Annotated in this window: 22 protein-coding genes; 11 read left to right on the forward strand and 11 right to left on the reverse strand. The window is 46.7% G+C overall.

The genetic code is table 11. The annotated features are described in order from the left end of the window. Nucleotides 1-13: 13 nt before the first annotated feature. The 10 genes from traK (at nt 14) to C510_RS0102320 (ending at nt 7,500) form a co-directional block, all read left to right on the forward strand. The gene (traK, locus tag C510_RS0102275; RefSeq protein WP_018709719.1) at nt 14-637 is read left to right on the forward strand and encodes a conjugative transposon protein TraK; all 624 of its coding nucleotides are present in this window, start codon (nt 14-16) and stop codon (nt 635-637) included. Between the two features lie 4 nt (nt 638-641). After that, on the forward strand, nt 642-944 hold the full coding sequence (locus tag C510_RS0102280) for a TraL conjugative transposon family protein (protein WP_018709720.1): 303 nt from the start codon (nt 642-644) through the stop codon (nt 942-944). Further along, the gene (gene traM, locus C510_RS0102285; protein WP_018709721.1) at nt 919-2,241 is read left to right on the forward strand and encodes a conjugative transposon protein TraM; all 1,323 of its coding nucleotides are present in this window, start codon (nt 919-921) and stop codon (nt 2,239-2,241) included. Before C510_RS0102280 ends, traM begins: the two co-directional genes overlap by 26 nt. Nucleotides 2,242-2,310: 69 nt before the next feature. After that, the gene (gene traN / locus C510_RS0102290) at nt 2,311-3,303 is read left to right on the forward strand and encodes a conjugative transposon protein TraN (protein WP_025892203.1); all 993 of its coding nucleotides are present in this window, start codon (nt 2,311-2,313) and stop codon (nt 3,301-3,303) included. Further along, nucleotides 3,300-3,857, forward strand: coding sequence for a conjugal transfer protein TraO (locus C510_RS0102295; RefSeq protein WP_018709723.1), 558 nt, complete (start codon nt 3,300-3,302; stop codon nt 3,855-3,857). Before traN ends, C510_RS0102295 begins: the two co-directional genes overlap by 4 nt. Before the next feature lie 8 nt (nt 3,858-3,865). Further along, nucleotides 3,866-4,759 carry a DUF4116 domain-containing protein gene (locus C510_RS0102300; RefSeq protein ID WP_018709724.1) on the forward strand — a complete coding sequence of 298 codons (894 nt, stop codon included), beginning with the start codon at nt 3,866-3,868 and terminating at the stop codon, nt 4,757-4,759. Further along, nucleotides 4,756-5,679 (forward strand): toprim domain-containing protein, encoded by a 924-nt coding sequence (locus tag C510_RS0102305; protein WP_018709725.1) that lies wholly within the window; start codon nt 4,756-4,758, stop codon nt 5,677-5,679. Before C510_RS0102300 ends, C510_RS0102305 begins: the two co-directional genes overlap by 4 nt. A gap of 5 nt (nt 5,680-5,684) precedes the next feature. Then, nucleotides 5,685-6,203, forward strand: a complete 519-nt coding sequence (locus C510_RS0102310; RefSeq protein ID WP_025892202.1) for a DUF3872 domain-containing protein — start codon at nt 5,685-5,687, stop codon at nt 6,201-6,203. 7 nt (nt 6,204-6,210) lie between these two features. Next, nucleotides 6,211-6,729: a glycoside hydrolase family protein gene (locus tag C510_RS0102315; RefSeq protein WP_018709727.1), complete on the forward strand. Its 519-nt coding sequence runs from the start codon at nt 6,211-6,213 to the stop codon at nt 6,727-6,729. 102 nt (nt 6,730-6,831) lie between these two features. Beyond that, entirely contained in the window at nt 6,832-7,500 is a 669-nt protein-coding gene (locus tag C510_RS0102320; protein WP_018709728.1) for a hypothetical protein, read from the forward strand. Nucleotides 7,501-7,603: 103 nt separating this feature from the next. Here C510_RS0102320 and C510_RS0102325 read toward each other — a convergent pair whose 3' ends face one another. The 11 genes from C510_RS0102325 to C510_RS0102370 all read right to left on the reverse strand — a co-directional run bounded on the left by C510_RS0102325 (nt 7,604) and on the right by C510_RS0102370 (nt 11,890). Next, on the reverse strand, nt 7,604-7,909 hold the full coding sequence (locus C510_RS0102325) for a hypothetical protein (RefSeq protein ID WP_018709729.1): 306 nt from the start codon (nt 7,907-7,909) through the stop codon (nt 7,604-7,606). A gap of 53 nt (nt 7,910-7,962) precedes the next feature. Then, nucleotides 7,963-8,166 (reverse strand): hypothetical protein, encoded by a 204-nt coding sequence (locus C510_RS16990; protein ID WP_018709730.1) that lies wholly within the window; start codon nt 8,164-8,166, stop codon nt 7,963-7,965. A gap of 62 nt (nt 8,167-8,228) precedes the next feature. Then, nucleotides 8,229-8,468 (reverse strand): DUF6956 domain-containing protein, encoded by a 240-nt coding sequence (locus tag C510_RS0102335; RefSeq protein WP_005650234.1) that lies wholly within the window; start codon nt 8,466-8,468, stop codon nt 8,229-8,231. Then, on the reverse strand, nt 8,465-8,686 hold the full coding sequence (locus C510_RS16995) for a DUF3873 domain-containing protein (protein WP_081621812.1): 222 nt from the start codon (nt 8,684-8,686) through the stop codon (nt 8,465-8,467). The genes C510_RS0102335 and C510_RS16995 overlap by 4 nt, the downstream gene beginning before the upstream one ends. 12 nt (nt 8,687-8,698) lie before the next feature. After that, nucleotides 8,699-8,956 (reverse strand): hypothetical protein, encoded by a 258-nt coding sequence (locus tag C510_RS0102340; RefSeq protein WP_022232584.1) that lies wholly within the window; start codon nt 8,954-8,956, stop codon nt 8,699-8,701. A gap of 26 nt (nt 8,957-8,982) precedes the next feature. Beyond that, on the reverse strand, nt 8,983-10,263 hold the full coding sequence (locus C510_RS0102345; protein ID WP_025892201.1) for a PcfJ domain-containing protein: 1,281 nt from the start codon (nt 10,261-10,263) through the stop codon (nt 8,983-8,985). 1 nt (nt 10,264) lies between these two features. Further along, the gene (locus C510_RS0102350; RefSeq protein WP_025892200.1) at nt 10,265-10,675 is read right to left on the reverse strand and encodes a PcfK-like family protein; all 411 of its coding nucleotides are present in this window, start codon (nt 10,673-10,675) and stop codon (nt 10,265-10,267) included. 7 nt (nt 10,676-10,682) lie between these two features. Further along, nucleotides 10,683-10,940, reverse strand: coding sequence for a DUF6926 domain-containing protein (locus tag C510_RS0102355; protein WP_018709735.1), 258 nt, complete (start codon nt 10,938-10,940; stop codon nt 10,683-10,685). An 18-nt stretch (nt 10,941-10,958) separates the two neighbouring features. Then, the gene (locus C510_RS0102360; RefSeq protein WP_013619456.1) at nt 10,959-11,177 is read right to left on the reverse strand and encodes a hypothetical protein; all 219 of its coding nucleotides are present in this window, start codon (nt 11,175-11,177) and stop codon (nt 10,959-10,961) included. Between the two features lie 4 nt (nt 11,178-11,181). Then, a complete protein-coding gene (locus tag C510_RS0102365; RefSeq protein ID WP_018709736.1) occupies nt 11,182-11,679 on the reverse strand; it encodes an SLOG family protein in 498 nt (165 codons plus the stop codon). A gap of 13 nt (nt 11,680-11,692) precedes the next feature. Beyond that, the gene (locus C510_RS0102370) at nt 11,693-11,890 is read right to left on the reverse strand and encodes a hypothetical protein (RefSeq protein WP_154651936.1); all 198 of its coding nucleotides are present in this window, start codon (nt 11,888-11,890) and stop codon (nt 11,693-11,695) included. A gap of 719 nt (nt 11,891-12,609) precedes the next feature. Between C510_RS0102370 and C510_RS0102375 the strand changes: the two genes are divergently transcribed. Beyond that, nucleotides 12,610-14,229, forward strand: a complete 1,620-nt coding sequence (locus tag C510_RS0102375; RefSeq protein ID WP_018709738.1) for a phosphorylase family protein — start codon at nt 12,610-12,612, stop codon at nt 14,227-14,229. Nucleotides 14,230-14,231: the final 2 nt, after the last annotated feature.

Consider the following 14,231-nt stretch of genomic DNA (forward strand, 5'->3'; position numbering starts at 1 on the left):
AAAAACAGAAAGAATGGAGTTCAAGAGCCTGAATAACATAGAAACGAGTTTCCGGCAGATACGTCTGTTCGGAATCATCTACACGGCGGTATGTGCCGCCATCGTCCTCTGCTCGGTGGTATGCGCCTTCCGCTTCGCCGAAGCGCAGAGGCAGAAGATATACGTACTTGACGGGGGAAAGAGCCTGATGCTCGCCCTCTCGCAGGACCTGTCGCAGAACCGCCCGGCGGAAGCAAGGGAGCATGTGCGCCGCTTCCACGAGCTGTTCTTCACCCTCTCGCCGGAGAAAAGCGCAATCGAGCACAACGTGAAGCGTGCGCTGCTGCTGGCGGACAGAAGCGCGTACAACTACTACGCCGATTTTGCGGAAAAGGGATTCTACAACCGCATCATCGCGGGGAACATCAACCAGGTGCTCCAGGTGGACAGCGTGGTCTGCAATTTCGACCGCTACCCCTACGAGGCACGCACCTACGCAAGGCAGATGATCATCAGGGAAAGCAACGTGACGGAGCGCACGCTGGTAACGACCTGCCGGCTGCTCAACGCGAGCCGCTCGGACGACAATCCGAACGGGTTCACCATAGAGGGATTCACGATACTGGAGAACAAGGACATCAGAAGCATGGAGAGATAGGCGTATGGGAAAGATGAATATTCTGACGGGAAAATGCGCTGTCGTTCTCAGGGAAAAACTGCACAGGAGACTGGACGCACTGTCGCCGAAGGCAAGGCTGGCGACGATGGCAGTGATGTCCGCCGCCTTTGCCGCAGGCTGTCTGTACATGACCGCCACCGCCATTGCCGGCTTCGGAAAAGGAAACGGGACGATGGAGATACGGCACATGAAGAAACCGGAACTGCCGCAAAAAGCGGATTTGCAGGAAGCGTATGAACATTATCATAAAAACAGGATGTATGGAAAAGGAACAGAAAAGGAATGAGACAAAAGAGAAAAGACCGCTGACGGAAGAACAGCGCCAGCGGAGAAAGAAGATGTTGGTCTATCCGCTGATGGTGCTGACCTTTCTGGGGTGCATGTGGCTCATCTTTGCCCCCTCGCAGAAGGACGGCGGAAAGGAACGGCAGGGACTGGGATTCAACACGGACATGCCCCTGCCGGAAAACTCCGGAATCATCGGCGACAAGGCGAAGGCATACGAACAGCAGCAGCTGGAGAACAGGAAGAAGGAACGCCGGGGCATGGTGGGCGACCTGTCCGCATTCTGGAACGACAGGACGGAAGGAACGGACACGGCAGACGGAACGGACGACTGCCGCCTGGCACAACCGGAAACATCGCCGAAGACGGGCGGAAGCGGAATACAGACAGGCATCCGCTCCTCGGCTGCCGCCAACGAGCGGCTGAACACCTCGCTGGGTACGTTCTATGAGCCGCCGAAGGAGGACGCCGAGAAGAAGGAGCTCAGGCAGCGCATCGACGAACTGGAACGCATGGTCATGGAACAGGAGAAACAGCCCGCAAGGATGGAGGAACAGGTCGCCCTGCTGGAGAAGTCGTACGAGCTGGCGGCGAAGTACCAGAACGGAGGAAACAATGCCGGGCAGACCACACGGACCGATGGGACGGAAATGAGGGAAAGCAATGCCGGCGAAAAGAAAATGAAGGCGGAACCAGTGAGCGGCGTGCGCCCGTCAACGGTGTCCGCCCTGCCGCAGCCCCTGACAGATTCCGCCTTTATAGCGGACTACGGGGGCGAAAGGAACTACGGGTTCCACACTGCCATCGGCAGTACGGAGGCACCGGGAAAGAACACCATAGCAGCCTGCGTGCAGGGCGACCAGACGGTAACGGACGGACAGACGGTAAGGCTGCGGCTGCTGGAGCCGATGCGGGTGTCTGGACGGACAATACCAAGGAATACGACCCTTGTGGGGACGGCACGCCTGCAGGGTGAGCGTCTGGAGATAGGCATCGGCTCGCTGGAACATCAGGGAAACATCATCCCGGTGGAACTGGCGGTGTACGATAGCGACGGACAGGCGGGCATCTTTGTGCCCGGCTCGATGGAAACGGACGCGGCAAAGGAAATCGGGGCGAACATGGGCAGTTCGCTCGGCAGCAGCATCAACATCTCGACCGATGCGGGGGCGCAGCTCGCCTCCGATCTGGGAAAGGGAGTGATACAGGGAGTCTCGCAGTATATATCGAAGAGGATGCGCACGGTAAGGGTGCATCTGAAATCGGGATACAGGGTGTTGCTGTATCAGGAAAAATAGACAGCAAGAGACGAAAGGAAAAAGAACATTCAAATTTTATCAACCACTAAATCCAACGTAAAAATGAGTATCAGAAAAGTAATGATGATGTTTGCCCTTATGACGGGCATTGTCTGTGCAGGACACGCACAGGAAGTGAAAAACGACAGCACCGCCACCACGAAGGCGGAGGAGCTGAAACTGGTAAAGGACGTCTATCCGCAGACGGAGGAGGACGGCGACCTGTATCACGGACTGACCAGAAAACTGATGTTTGACCGCATGATACCGCCGCACGGTCTGGAGGTCACGTATGACAAGACGGTGCATATCCTGTTTCCCTCGGCAGTGCGCTATGTGGACTTGGGCTCGCCCAACCTCATAGCGGGCAAGGCTGACGGTGCGGAGAACGTCATCCGCGTGAAGGCGACGGTAAGGAACTTCCGCACGGAGACGAACATGAGCGTCATCACGGAGGACGGGTCCTACTATTCGTTCAACGTGAAATACGCCGACGAACCGCTGCTGCTCAACGTGGAGATGAAGGACTTCATCCATGACGGCAGCACGGTGAACCGCCCAAACAACGCGCAGGAAATCTATCTGAAGGAACTGGGAAGCGAAAGCCCCATGCTGGTGCATCTCATCATGAAGTCGCTGCACAAGGAGAACAAGCGCAAGGTGAAGCACATCGGCTGCAAGCGTTTCGGCATCCAGTATCTGCTGAAAGGGATATATGTCCACAACGACCTGCTGTACCTGCACACGGAGATAAAGAACCAGAGCAACGTGCCGTTTGACGTGGACTACATCACGTTCAAGATTGTGGACAAGAAGGTGGCGAAACGAACCGCCATCCAGGAACAGGTGCTGTTTCCGCTCCGCGCGTACAACTATGCGGTGCGTGTGGCCGGGAAAAAGTCCGAGCGCACGGTGTTCTGCCTGCAGAAGTTCACCATCCCCGACGGCAAGCAGCTGGTGGTGGAAATGAACGAGAAGAACGGCGGGCGTCACCAGACGTTCACCGTGGAGAACGAAGACCTGGTACAGGCTGAAACCATCAACGAACTGCGTGTACGATGAAAGGCAAGGCGGTGTTTTTAGCAATGCTTCTGTCCGTCCTTCTTGCAGGACGGGCGGAAGCCCAGCGATGCCTGCCGAAGATGCGGGGCATTGAGATGAAAGCCGGGATGACCGGGGCGGACGGCTACTGGCTGGGAGCTGCACTGTCAAGCTATGCAAGGGGCGGCAACAAATGGGTGTACGGAGCAGAATACCTGCAGACCAATCATCCGTACAGGAGCGTGAATGTTCCCGTGGTACAGTTCACGGCGGAAGGCGGTTTCTACTACAACTTCCTGTCGGATGTGAAAAAGACGGTGTTCTTCTACGCGGGGGCGTCAGCCCTTGCCGGATACGAGACGGTAAACTGGGGAGAAAGGACGCTGTATGACGGAGCAAGGCTGAACAACAGGGCCGGCTTCGTCTATGGCTGCGCCGCTACGCTGGACATGGAGCTGTATCTTGCGGACTTCATCGCACTGACGGCTTCGGTAAGGGAGCGTTTCCTATGGGGCGGCAGTACGGGTGTGTGCCGCACGGAGTACGGGATAGGTATAAAGTTCATTATCAACTGACGGCAATCATGAAAAGGGAAGCGATAAAAAAGGAATGGCATGTACCGGAGAAGTACCATGCCCAGGTACGGGAAAAGCCGGAGACTTTCTATAACGTTCCGCACGAATACCGCAGCCCGCAGCTTTGTCTGGAGGCGGTGCGCGGATGGGGATACAATCTGGGAATAGTGCCGGAAGAAATGAAGACACGCGAGATGTGCCGGGAAGCGTTCAACGCCAATCCCGACCTCGATTACGGGCATTGCGCCATCATCGGCTTCATGCCTTTTGCGGACGTGGTACTCGAATGCCTGAAAGACTCCGCCGGAGGAACGGACATGACGGATCTTGCGGCAACTGTCCGTCCGGAAGTCATGGACAGGGAGATTGCCGGTTTTCTTGTCGGGAAGGACGGGCACTGCCTGCAGTATGTACCCGTGCACCTGCAGACGGAAGAGCTTGCGCTGATGGCAGTCAGGACATCGGGGAATGCGGTGCTGCTGCACCGCAGCGTACGTGAGGACATCAAAACGGAAAAGGTCTATATGGCAGGTATGGAAGAAGGCTGTTTCCAGTCGTTCCTGCATATCCCGCCGGACAGACGCACGCCGGAAATATGCCTCGTGGCGGAAAAGCTGTATCCGGACGTGGTACGGGCAAGGCCGGACTCCATACCGGAGGCGGTCAGGAACGGATGCAACATATATACGCTGGGGAATCTGCTGGAAAAGGCCTGCGGTGAGAGATTCGATGCAGGTACGGTAAAGCGGGTCTATGAAGGCAAGCCGCTGCGGGTGAAGCAGTTCACCACACCGACAGGAGTGATGAATGATACGGTTATCCGCTTCTCGAAGGAGAACAGCCGGTTCCAGTATGACCAGCCTCATAAGAACAGGATGATAAAACGGGGGATGAAGCCATGAGTACGGAAACGGAAATAGACAGAATGAAGAGGATACCGATTGAGGAGTTCCTCGCACGGCTGGGTCATTCGCCCGTGCAGCGCAGGACAAACGCGCTGTGGTACAAGGCTCCGTACAGGGAGGAACGCACGGCGTCGTTCAAGGTGAACATGGAGCGAAACCTGTGGTATGACTACGGGCTGGGCAAGGGCGGCAATATCTTCGCCCTTGCCGGGGAGTTCATCCATTGTGCCGATTTCCTCTCGCAGGTAAGGTATGTGGCGGAAGTGGCGGGTATGCCGCTGCCGGAAAAGAAGGTGTACCACCCATGCGAAGTGAGGCAGCCGGTAGAGCCGTCCTTCGAGGACGTGGAGCTGATGCCGCTCCAGAACCGGGCGCTGCTCAGCTACATGCAGGAAAGGGGCATATCGTCGGGGGTGGCCATCGGCGGATGCAGGGAGATACACTACACCACACACGGGAAGCGGTATTTTGCCGTGGCATTCGGTAACGGAGGGGGCGGCTATGAGATACGCAACCGCTTCTTCAAGGGATGCCTGCCGCCCAAGGATGTGACACTGCTGGCTTACGGTTCTGCAAGCTGCAACCTGTACGAGGGGTTCATGGACTATCTGTCGGCACGTGTGCTTGGAATTGGAAACGGTGAAGACCACCTCGTGCTGAACTCGGTGTCGAACCTGACGAAGGCATACAGGCATCTGGACGGTTACGGGAAGCTGCAATGTCACTTTGACAATGATGAAGCCGGACGGAGGACGCTGGAAGCCCTGCGTACACGGTACGGCGGAAAGGTGACGGACTGCTCCGGACTGTACGGCGGCTGCAAGGACCTGAACGACTATCTGCAAAAGACGCTTGCCGAAAGGCAGACATGGCGGGAAAACGAAAAGAAAGGAAAAAACAACGGAATAAAATTATAATGATTATGGACATGAACAGACTTAAAGATGGAATAAGAGAAAAGGTAAATACAGTAAAAATGCTGGCAGTCTTCTGCGCCGGACTGCTTTCTATCGGCATGACGGCCTGCGATGATGGGCTGGACGTGACGCAGGCTTATCCGTTTACGGTGGAAACGATGCCCGTACCGAAGGAGCTGGCAAAGGGTGAAACGGCGGAAATCCGCTGCGAACTGGTGCGTGAGGGCGAGTTTGACGGGGCGGTCTATACCATCCGATATTTCCAGTTTGACGGCAAAGGTACGCTGAAGCTCGACAACGGGCTGGTGTTCCAGCCCAACGACCGTTATCTGCTGGAGAACGAGAAGTTCCGCCTGTACTACACATCGGAGTGTGACGAGTCACAGAGCCTGACCATTACGGTGGAGGACAATTTCGGGAACTCTTTTGAATGGGAAACGGACTTCAACAACGATTCGGATGCGGAAGAGGCTCCCTCCGGAAACGATACGCTGAATACGGTGAAAGGAGGTGTCTATCAGTAAGGGGGTAATGAAAAGGCTGCTTGCCCCGGCGGTGCTGGCGGTTGCATTTTCCGCCAGCCTGCCGGCGCAGAATACGGGTACGGTTGGGACACCCGCCTCGTTCAAAGATGAAGCGAAGGCCGGGTTAGCCGTCGAGCTGATTAAGAAATACGAGGGACTCCATGACCGTTCTGATTATCCGTACTACGGTTACGGACATTGTAAACTTCCGGGAGAGGAACTGTCCTATGATATGACGGAGGCGGAAGCGGAAAAACTGCTGATAAGGGATTTGGAGAAGCGTTACAGGTTGTTCAGCAAGTATGGGAAAGATGCCCTGATCCTGACCGTACTCAGCTACAATGTGGGTCACGGAACTCTGCTCGGATATGGGAAACACCCGAAAAGCCGTCTGCTGAAAAAGCTGGAAGCCGGTGACAGGGACATCTATAAGGAGTATATATCCTACTGCCACTACAAGGGGCGGAAAATCCGCTCGATAGAGCGGCGACGGAAAATGGAGTTTTTGCTGCTGTATGAGAGATGAAAAAAGAAAGAATGACAGAGATTAAGCGTTTCTCTGTCGCTTTTTTCATATCTTTACGCCTTAAAAGAATATAAAATCAAAATCTATTTATAAATAATCAAAATGAACAATATTGTTAAACCATTTGAAGAAACATTCAAAAGTAAAGATGCATATGATTTAGTTGCTGATGCTGGAGATATAGCTATGGATGCTATTATTGATGATGGTGTATTAGATGGTGTACCTATAATAGGGGCAATAAAAGGACTGTACAAGGTAACTAAAAACTATCAAACTTTTCGGCTTATGAAAAAAATTCATAGGTTTATTTTTATTACTCATGATACCACTATAGAAGAGCGTATGAACTTCATATCTGAATATACTGAAAAAAATAAAGAAGATGGTTGTGAAGTATTATTAGCCTTATTAGACCGATTAGATAATACTAATAAAGTTAATATTTTAACTAATTTAATGAAAGCGAAAATTAAGGAAGAAATAAGTATAGAAGATTTTATTCGTTTATGTGCTGTGTTAGAGCGTATTCCATTTTCTGACATAAATGAACTGCAAAAATATAAAGAGGATTATTATGAAAATGGTTCTACTGATATTTTATTAAGTGCAGGTGTGTTATCTAACACTGTTATAGATGCCAATGATACAAATAAATATCGTCTTAATTCTTTGGGAGTTATGTTACTTAAACATGGATTGCAACAGGACGTTGATGTTGAGATTAAAGATTCAACTCATTTGTCCGATTTCGATTGGCATGAAATGTAAAAACAAATGCTATTCGAGAATATGGAACAGCGGTTTCTTTGCTACTTTCTTTGTCCGCCTTCTGCTCACCGAAAGAAAGTAGGGCGGCTCTCGCCGCCTCTGCCTAAAGTCGGGTGTAAAGTCCCGTTACATCCGTGAAAATCTGCTGGAGCATATCAAAGTACACTCCCTCGTATTTGGCTATCTCCTTGACCCTGATGTCCGCATACTTCGTCAGTGTCTGACGATAGAAATACATGGTGTATGTATCCGTGTCCTCATCCAATATGATTTTCAGTCTGTTGGCTGACGTCTTGTTCCTTGCAAGGCTCATTTGTAGTCCGTTGCCCAAATTGATATAGTTACGGCTTCCCGTCATGACGGTAAATCCATGACCGCCCAACTGCTGTAAGATTGTATTCGCTATCATCTGTATATGAATTTAAGTTATTGTCAATGGGTGGCTTTTGCCACCCGATTTTTTTATACGTTCATGCTCTGCCTTATATGTTCCAATGTGCGCTCGGCAATGGGTCGTGTTTCCTCCGTCCAAAGGTCATAGTCATGTACGGATATTCCCACACTCTGCAAGTCACGTATATAGCCGGACACATAATCTCCCGTAGGGAGGTAAACGAACTGCATCCATGTGTCCCTGCTGTCTGTCAATATAAAATAGTATTTCATGCTCTTTCTGTTTTATGGATTATCTGTTTCGGGTGCGGGCGGTATTGTGTACCGCCACACCTTTAGTATTCTTTCATTTCGGCAATGGGGGTATATTTTCTGAGCCATTCCACCACATGCACCATGTTGTATTCGGAAGTGATGACTGCCGTATGTTCGTTTATCGGGGTCATTCTTGTACTTTCGTAGCTCTCTATCCATTCCTTTAATGTTGCCACATCACAAGTATCGGTACACATCATATCCAAAATTCTGATAGGGTCGCTGAATGTCACAATCAAAGTATCATAGTATGCTGTCATAATCTGTCCTCCTTTCCTTTTATCCATTCGTCACGCAAGTGTCTGCACTCCTCCAATGTTGGTCTCACGCAGGAGAAAAGTTCTCCGTCCGTGTGTCGGTAGTCATACTGGAAAAGGGGTGTTCTTTTCCGTCTGATAATCGTTTGGTACTTTTCGTACTTTTCAGTACCTGCCGTCTGGCAGGTACTCACTCCGTTGATGGTCATTCTTGTTGTCATGGTAGTCATTTATTAAAATTCAACAATCAGCAGTCGGTTCTCCATTACCTTTTCGGGGTCGGTTATCATCCTTTGGGCTACCCAAAGGTGATGCGCTCCGAAGCCGTAGGCGAACAGCCTTCCGAAGTTCTCGTTTTCTGAAAGTTTCGCCATTGAATTGCGGATTTCCTTTTCACTGAAACTCAAGGACAAGGTGTTTATCAGACTGACAAAGATGTCGGTTACTTTCTCGTCCCATAATATCAGTATGTTTTCTATCTTTATTTCCATATCATGTATATTTTGAAGTCTATAAATCAAGCACTCATCCGCTTGCGGATAAGTTCGGCATTGCTCTCTACAAGGCTGATGATGCGGTCGTGGTATTCGGTATTGGAATTGCATACACCTCTGCTCTGTACCACCTTGAATGTTGTCAGTGAAACCTCCACCGTTTCAATGCGTTTGCCGTCAATGGTTGCAGATAGGATAAGAGAGTCTGTCCTCTTGTGATAGCTTCCCACACAATGGTGCATCAGTTTTCCTTCAAGTTGCATTTCTGCCACACTCTCAATGACCTTTACAAGAATAAGGTTGTCGGTAAACACAAGTCCGAAGAACTTGCCTTTGGACTTCAGATAATTTTTTTCGTCCTTGACCAACTGCTCCTTGCGTTGCTCAGCTCTTTCCCTTTCAATCTGTTCTTCGCGTTTTCTCACAAGTCGGTCATGTGCCTTTTTCAAGTCTGTCGGACAAACATATTTTGGGCAGTGGGTGTCTTTCCCGAAATGTCGGAGCAGTCTTACAAGGTCACACCACATGGAGGCATCTGCAATATGATAGCCGTTTCGGATACAGATTTTTATGGAGTTCCAATATTCATGTAAATTGATATTTGAAATGACGGCATATCTGAACATTTCTGTCTGTCCCACTTTAAGCAATGTTTCCTTTTTGCTGTCCGTCAGAATGGCGGTAAAAAATTCGTATGGGGTCAGTTCGTGGAATGCTCCCTTGAAGCCGTTTCGCCTTAATTCGGGAATGATGCGCATTGCCGGATAAGTCTTGTATGCGTCTATGTTGTATGCTTTCAGCATCTTGTTGCTGCGTAAATCCATATCGCTCCATTCAGTCCAAAGGTCATAGTACATCGTGTGCATGGCTCTCAGTCGGGCAATAACTTCAGTCTTTCCGTTTGGGGCAATCCACCATTGCACCACCTCCCGAATGGAATACTCTGCCTTCTGTCCCACCTTGTATGTTGCTCCTACCATAAAGTAGCGCAACACTTGATAGCCTTTTCGGGTCGTAATGATTTCATAATATGCGCTGTCCCTGAAAACTCTCTTTCGGGTATCAAGTATTTCAAGTTCCTTTCCGCAATGGGGACAGCTACAGCCACATATAGTTTCCGCAAGAGTGTGTCCGCCTTTCCAGCGGTGTCCACATTCCGAACAAGTGATAGTTCCGCCTTTTGTGCGGTAGGCATGATGCTTGAAGCAATGTTCAAAAGCGTATGCTTTCTGCTTGTCTGTCAGTTCGGGCAGTCCGCTTGACAAACGGACTACCTCTTTCTGTATGCGTGTTCTCGGTTTCATATCAAAAATCAAATAATGAGGGTTGGACTTGTGTTTCTTTTTTTGCTGTCGGCTTGTTGCGGTTCTGTAGCTTTTGGAGTTCCATCTGCTGATATTGGGCAACCGCCTTTCTCCTTGCTTCCTGCTTTTCCTCTTCTGTCAGTTCCACCACATGGTTTACAACTACTTGACATTGTATAGGCTTGCCTACTTCAATCTCGTTTTCATCGTAATAGTGAATGGCTTGTCCGTAAATCTCTCCGTCTGAAAAGCCGTTGCAACCGCTTTTCTGCACATAGTTCAGAATGTATGTGACACAATCGTCTATGTTCTTGGCTGGGTTGCGGTAGCTTTTGGAGAATAGTTCATCTTCCGCTGCTCTCTGCTCCAAAAACATCTGTATGGTTCGTTTGAAATGGTCTGTTCCTTTCATCATAATCTCAAATTTTAGTCGGGTTGTCGCTCAAATAAAGTATCTCGCAATCTTCCACTTCTGTGGGAAGTCCGAAAAGGGGATAATGGGTGAAATAAGGCTGTGCGTTCCCTTTTTCATCTGTGAGGGGTGAAACATCTTGTACTTGCCATTGCTTCATCCATCTGTCTATTGTTAGAACTTCATCGTCTGTGAGTGCGGTTGCATCGCCATTGATGATATAGGCTAAACTCCATGTGGGTATCTTTTCCGTTGTCCTGTTCATCTCCGTTTCTTTATGGGGTCAGACAATCTCTTGTAAAATCTCCGTGTGGTATTGTGGAGGGCATTCCACCAAAAGAAAACCGATAAAGTCCTTTCTCGCTTCCTTGTTGAGTTCGTGGTATAGCCTTCTTAGGGTTGAATGGTTGCCGTTGATGTAGGTTTCCACCATATACTCAAAGATGTTGTCCACCTCGTAAAACCTGCATTGCTGCGCTGCTGTCTTGCTGTATCGTTTCATGATGTTATACTTTATAAAGGTTGATAAATTCGATGTTGAGTTGCTCTGCCTGCCTTGCCGTATAGTACGTTCCACCTTTCAGCTCTCCGTCCCAGTAGGCTATAATCTTGTCAGACCGTTTAATCATGTAGTCATTTCTGCGGAAGAAACAACCTTTGAAGTAATTGTCAGAAATGAGTACCACTTCATCAGCCTTTTTCAGAAAATCTCTGTAAATGGCCTTGTCTGCTTCATCGTATCTTTCCGCCTGTTTCCTAAATGAGATAACTGCAATTAACTTGATGTCCTTGAAGTACCGTTTGACCGTCAAAACCGCTTCTGCTGCCATGAGGGCGCCCCCGTTTGCCATGCCATTGTAAAAGACCTTATAGCCTTGTGCGGAAAGGAGGGTTATATGAGCAATAATGTCAAGTCTGATTTGGCGAATGTCGCTTGTCTTGATGATGCGTTCTTTTCTGTGTCCCGAAAAGGATGCTGCGAGTTGTTTTTCTGTCTTGGTCATATCTTCAAAGTTTTTAGAGTGTGAACAGCCAAAGAAGGAACATAAGGAATACAATGAGGGTTAAAATGGCGCAAATGATGCTTAACGCTATCTGAACCACTCCCAGTACGATTTCACCTGTAAAACCTACAAGAAGTCCGCCTATACTTAATGCTATATTCAGAATTACCCTGAATACCGCCTTTACCATGTTTGCCAATTTTGTTTTCATATCCTTTTGTTTTTTGTTTTCGATGGGTGGCTGGTTCTTTCTTTTTTCGCCTCTCATCTGTCAACGCTATTATGCACCTTTCCTGGTTGCATCTGTCGTTTCGTTTCAGGGGCTTTTCAAAGGTTAGGGAGTAGGCATCAGAAAATTTTTTGAAATAAATACTACCCGAAGGCGTGGAGATTTTTTCAACAAAAATTTTCGTTCCTAATCCCGTCATTACCTTTGCTCCTGTAACGTAAACGATAGTCTGATGCAGCACCTGAAAGGTGTATAACGGCGACAGTTATGAGAGTGCGGAAAAGAAAGCAGGCTGACACTTGCGTGTCATAAGGTTAATAAAGTATTAGGATTTATAAATGAATGATGAAGAAGGAACTAAATTTGTCATGTATGGTTTATCTAGTGTGATTTGCAGATAAGTCTCATTTACTGTTTCTTATATGGATAAGTATATTGTATTTATGCTATATGAAATAAAAGTAGTATCTTTGTCAATTAAGAATAAGGTATAATTGGGGTGAAAGTCATTGAGTAAATATGGAGTACAAAATCTTAAGAAGTGATTCATACTTTCACTTGTTTTTCGATTGTATCGTATTTGAAAAGTAATTTGTTGTATGAATAGATATTCATACTTCGCATTTATGTAAAATACCGTTTTTAAATCTGTTTAATGGAACATAAAAATTAATTCTTAAATAATAAGTGTAAGATTTATTATGAAAATCAATTATAGAACTCTTCTAAATAAAAATATAGCTGATATTCTTATAGTAACAGCAACAGACATAGAAACTGAAATGCTTCACAAAGCTTTAGAACCTGTATGTACAGAAGGATTGCTTGAAATAGAAGATGAAGGACATTGTTATTTTGCAGGTATTCTTGGAGGTTATAATATAATTCATTGTCAGTGTGAGAAAATGGGAACTCAAGAAAAAGGTTCTTCTATACTTACAACGACTACAGCTCTTAAGACTTGGCCTTGTATAAAAGCTGTGATAATGTTAGGTATTGCTTTTGGAATGTATGAAAATGAAGGAGAAACTCCTCAACATTTTTCAGATGTACTTGTTGCTTGCAAAATTTTTCCTTATGAAAACCAACGTTTCAATCATGACGGAAGTGTAACTTACCGTGGGAAGGAGCATTGTGCTTCAATTCCTTTTATTGATGCTTTTACAGTTATAGCCCGAAATTGGCAATGGGAAAATGTTAAAGGAGAATCTACTCGGATAGAAATTTGTCCATTGCTCTCAGGAGAAAAACTAGTAGATGATATTACCAAACGTAATGAGCTAAAGTCCTATTTTAAAGAATATAGAGGTGGAGAAATGGAAGGTATTGGTCTTGCTGCTGTTTGTGAAGAACATGGAAAACCATGGATTCTACTAAAAGCTATTTGTGATTTTGCAGATGGAAATAAAGGATTAGATAAGAAGGAAAAACAAGCCGATGCGGCTAAAGCTGCTGTCCATGCTTGTACTCAAGCACTTCAGACTATTAATGTAAGTTCTCTTATAGATAATAAAACAAATTATTGGTATCGTCCTTCGGAACTTGATCTTAGTAAAGTCTTTTTTGTGCATTATGATACTGATTGTTCACCATATTATCTTGAGCGTAACGTAGATGTTGAGCTACAACCTTTTATAATGACAAAAAGTTGTTGGGTCTATGGAAATTCCGGAATGGGTAAATCTGAATTGCTAACAAGAACACTTATTCATAATAATGTAGAATATATTTATATAGATTTGTCTTTATGTTCTAAGAATAATGTATTGGATACTTTTGATACAATTTATGAATCCATATGTGCAAAGTTAAATAAGGAAACAGAAGAAATATCTTGTTTTGAAGATTATGTAAAAGAAATTTGTAAAATCTTAAATTCGGAAATTGTAACAAAACATATGTATTTGTTGATCGATGAGATTCCGTTTGAGCACAAAAGTATGATTTTTAGAGAATTTGTTGATAAGTTTTGTTCTATGATGAATTATTGCAGTAGAAACATAAAAGGTAAAACAATTCTTTTCATGGTATCATCTATAGCATCTCCATTAGAAGCAATAGATTCTGATGATTACAGAAATAAAATAGCTCAATATATAAAATTTCTAGAATTGAAAGATTGGACAATGGAAGAATGCACAAAATTGATAGATTTATTGACCAAAGTGGTATATTTAGACTGGAGCGACTTTAAAATAGAGGATTTCATAGAAAAATTTAAGTATTCACCGCGTCTAATAAAAAATGCATTAAAAGAATCTTGTTCATTGGGATATAGAAAAATTGATGATATTGTTATTAATCGGATAATAGTTGGATAAAT

It is taken from the genome of Phocaeicola barnesiae DSM 18169 = JCM 13652, from assembly GCF_000374585.1.
Taxonomy (GTDB): Bacteria; Bacteroidota; Bacteroidia; order Bacteroidales; family Bacteroidaceae; genus Phocaeicola; species Phocaeicola barnesiae.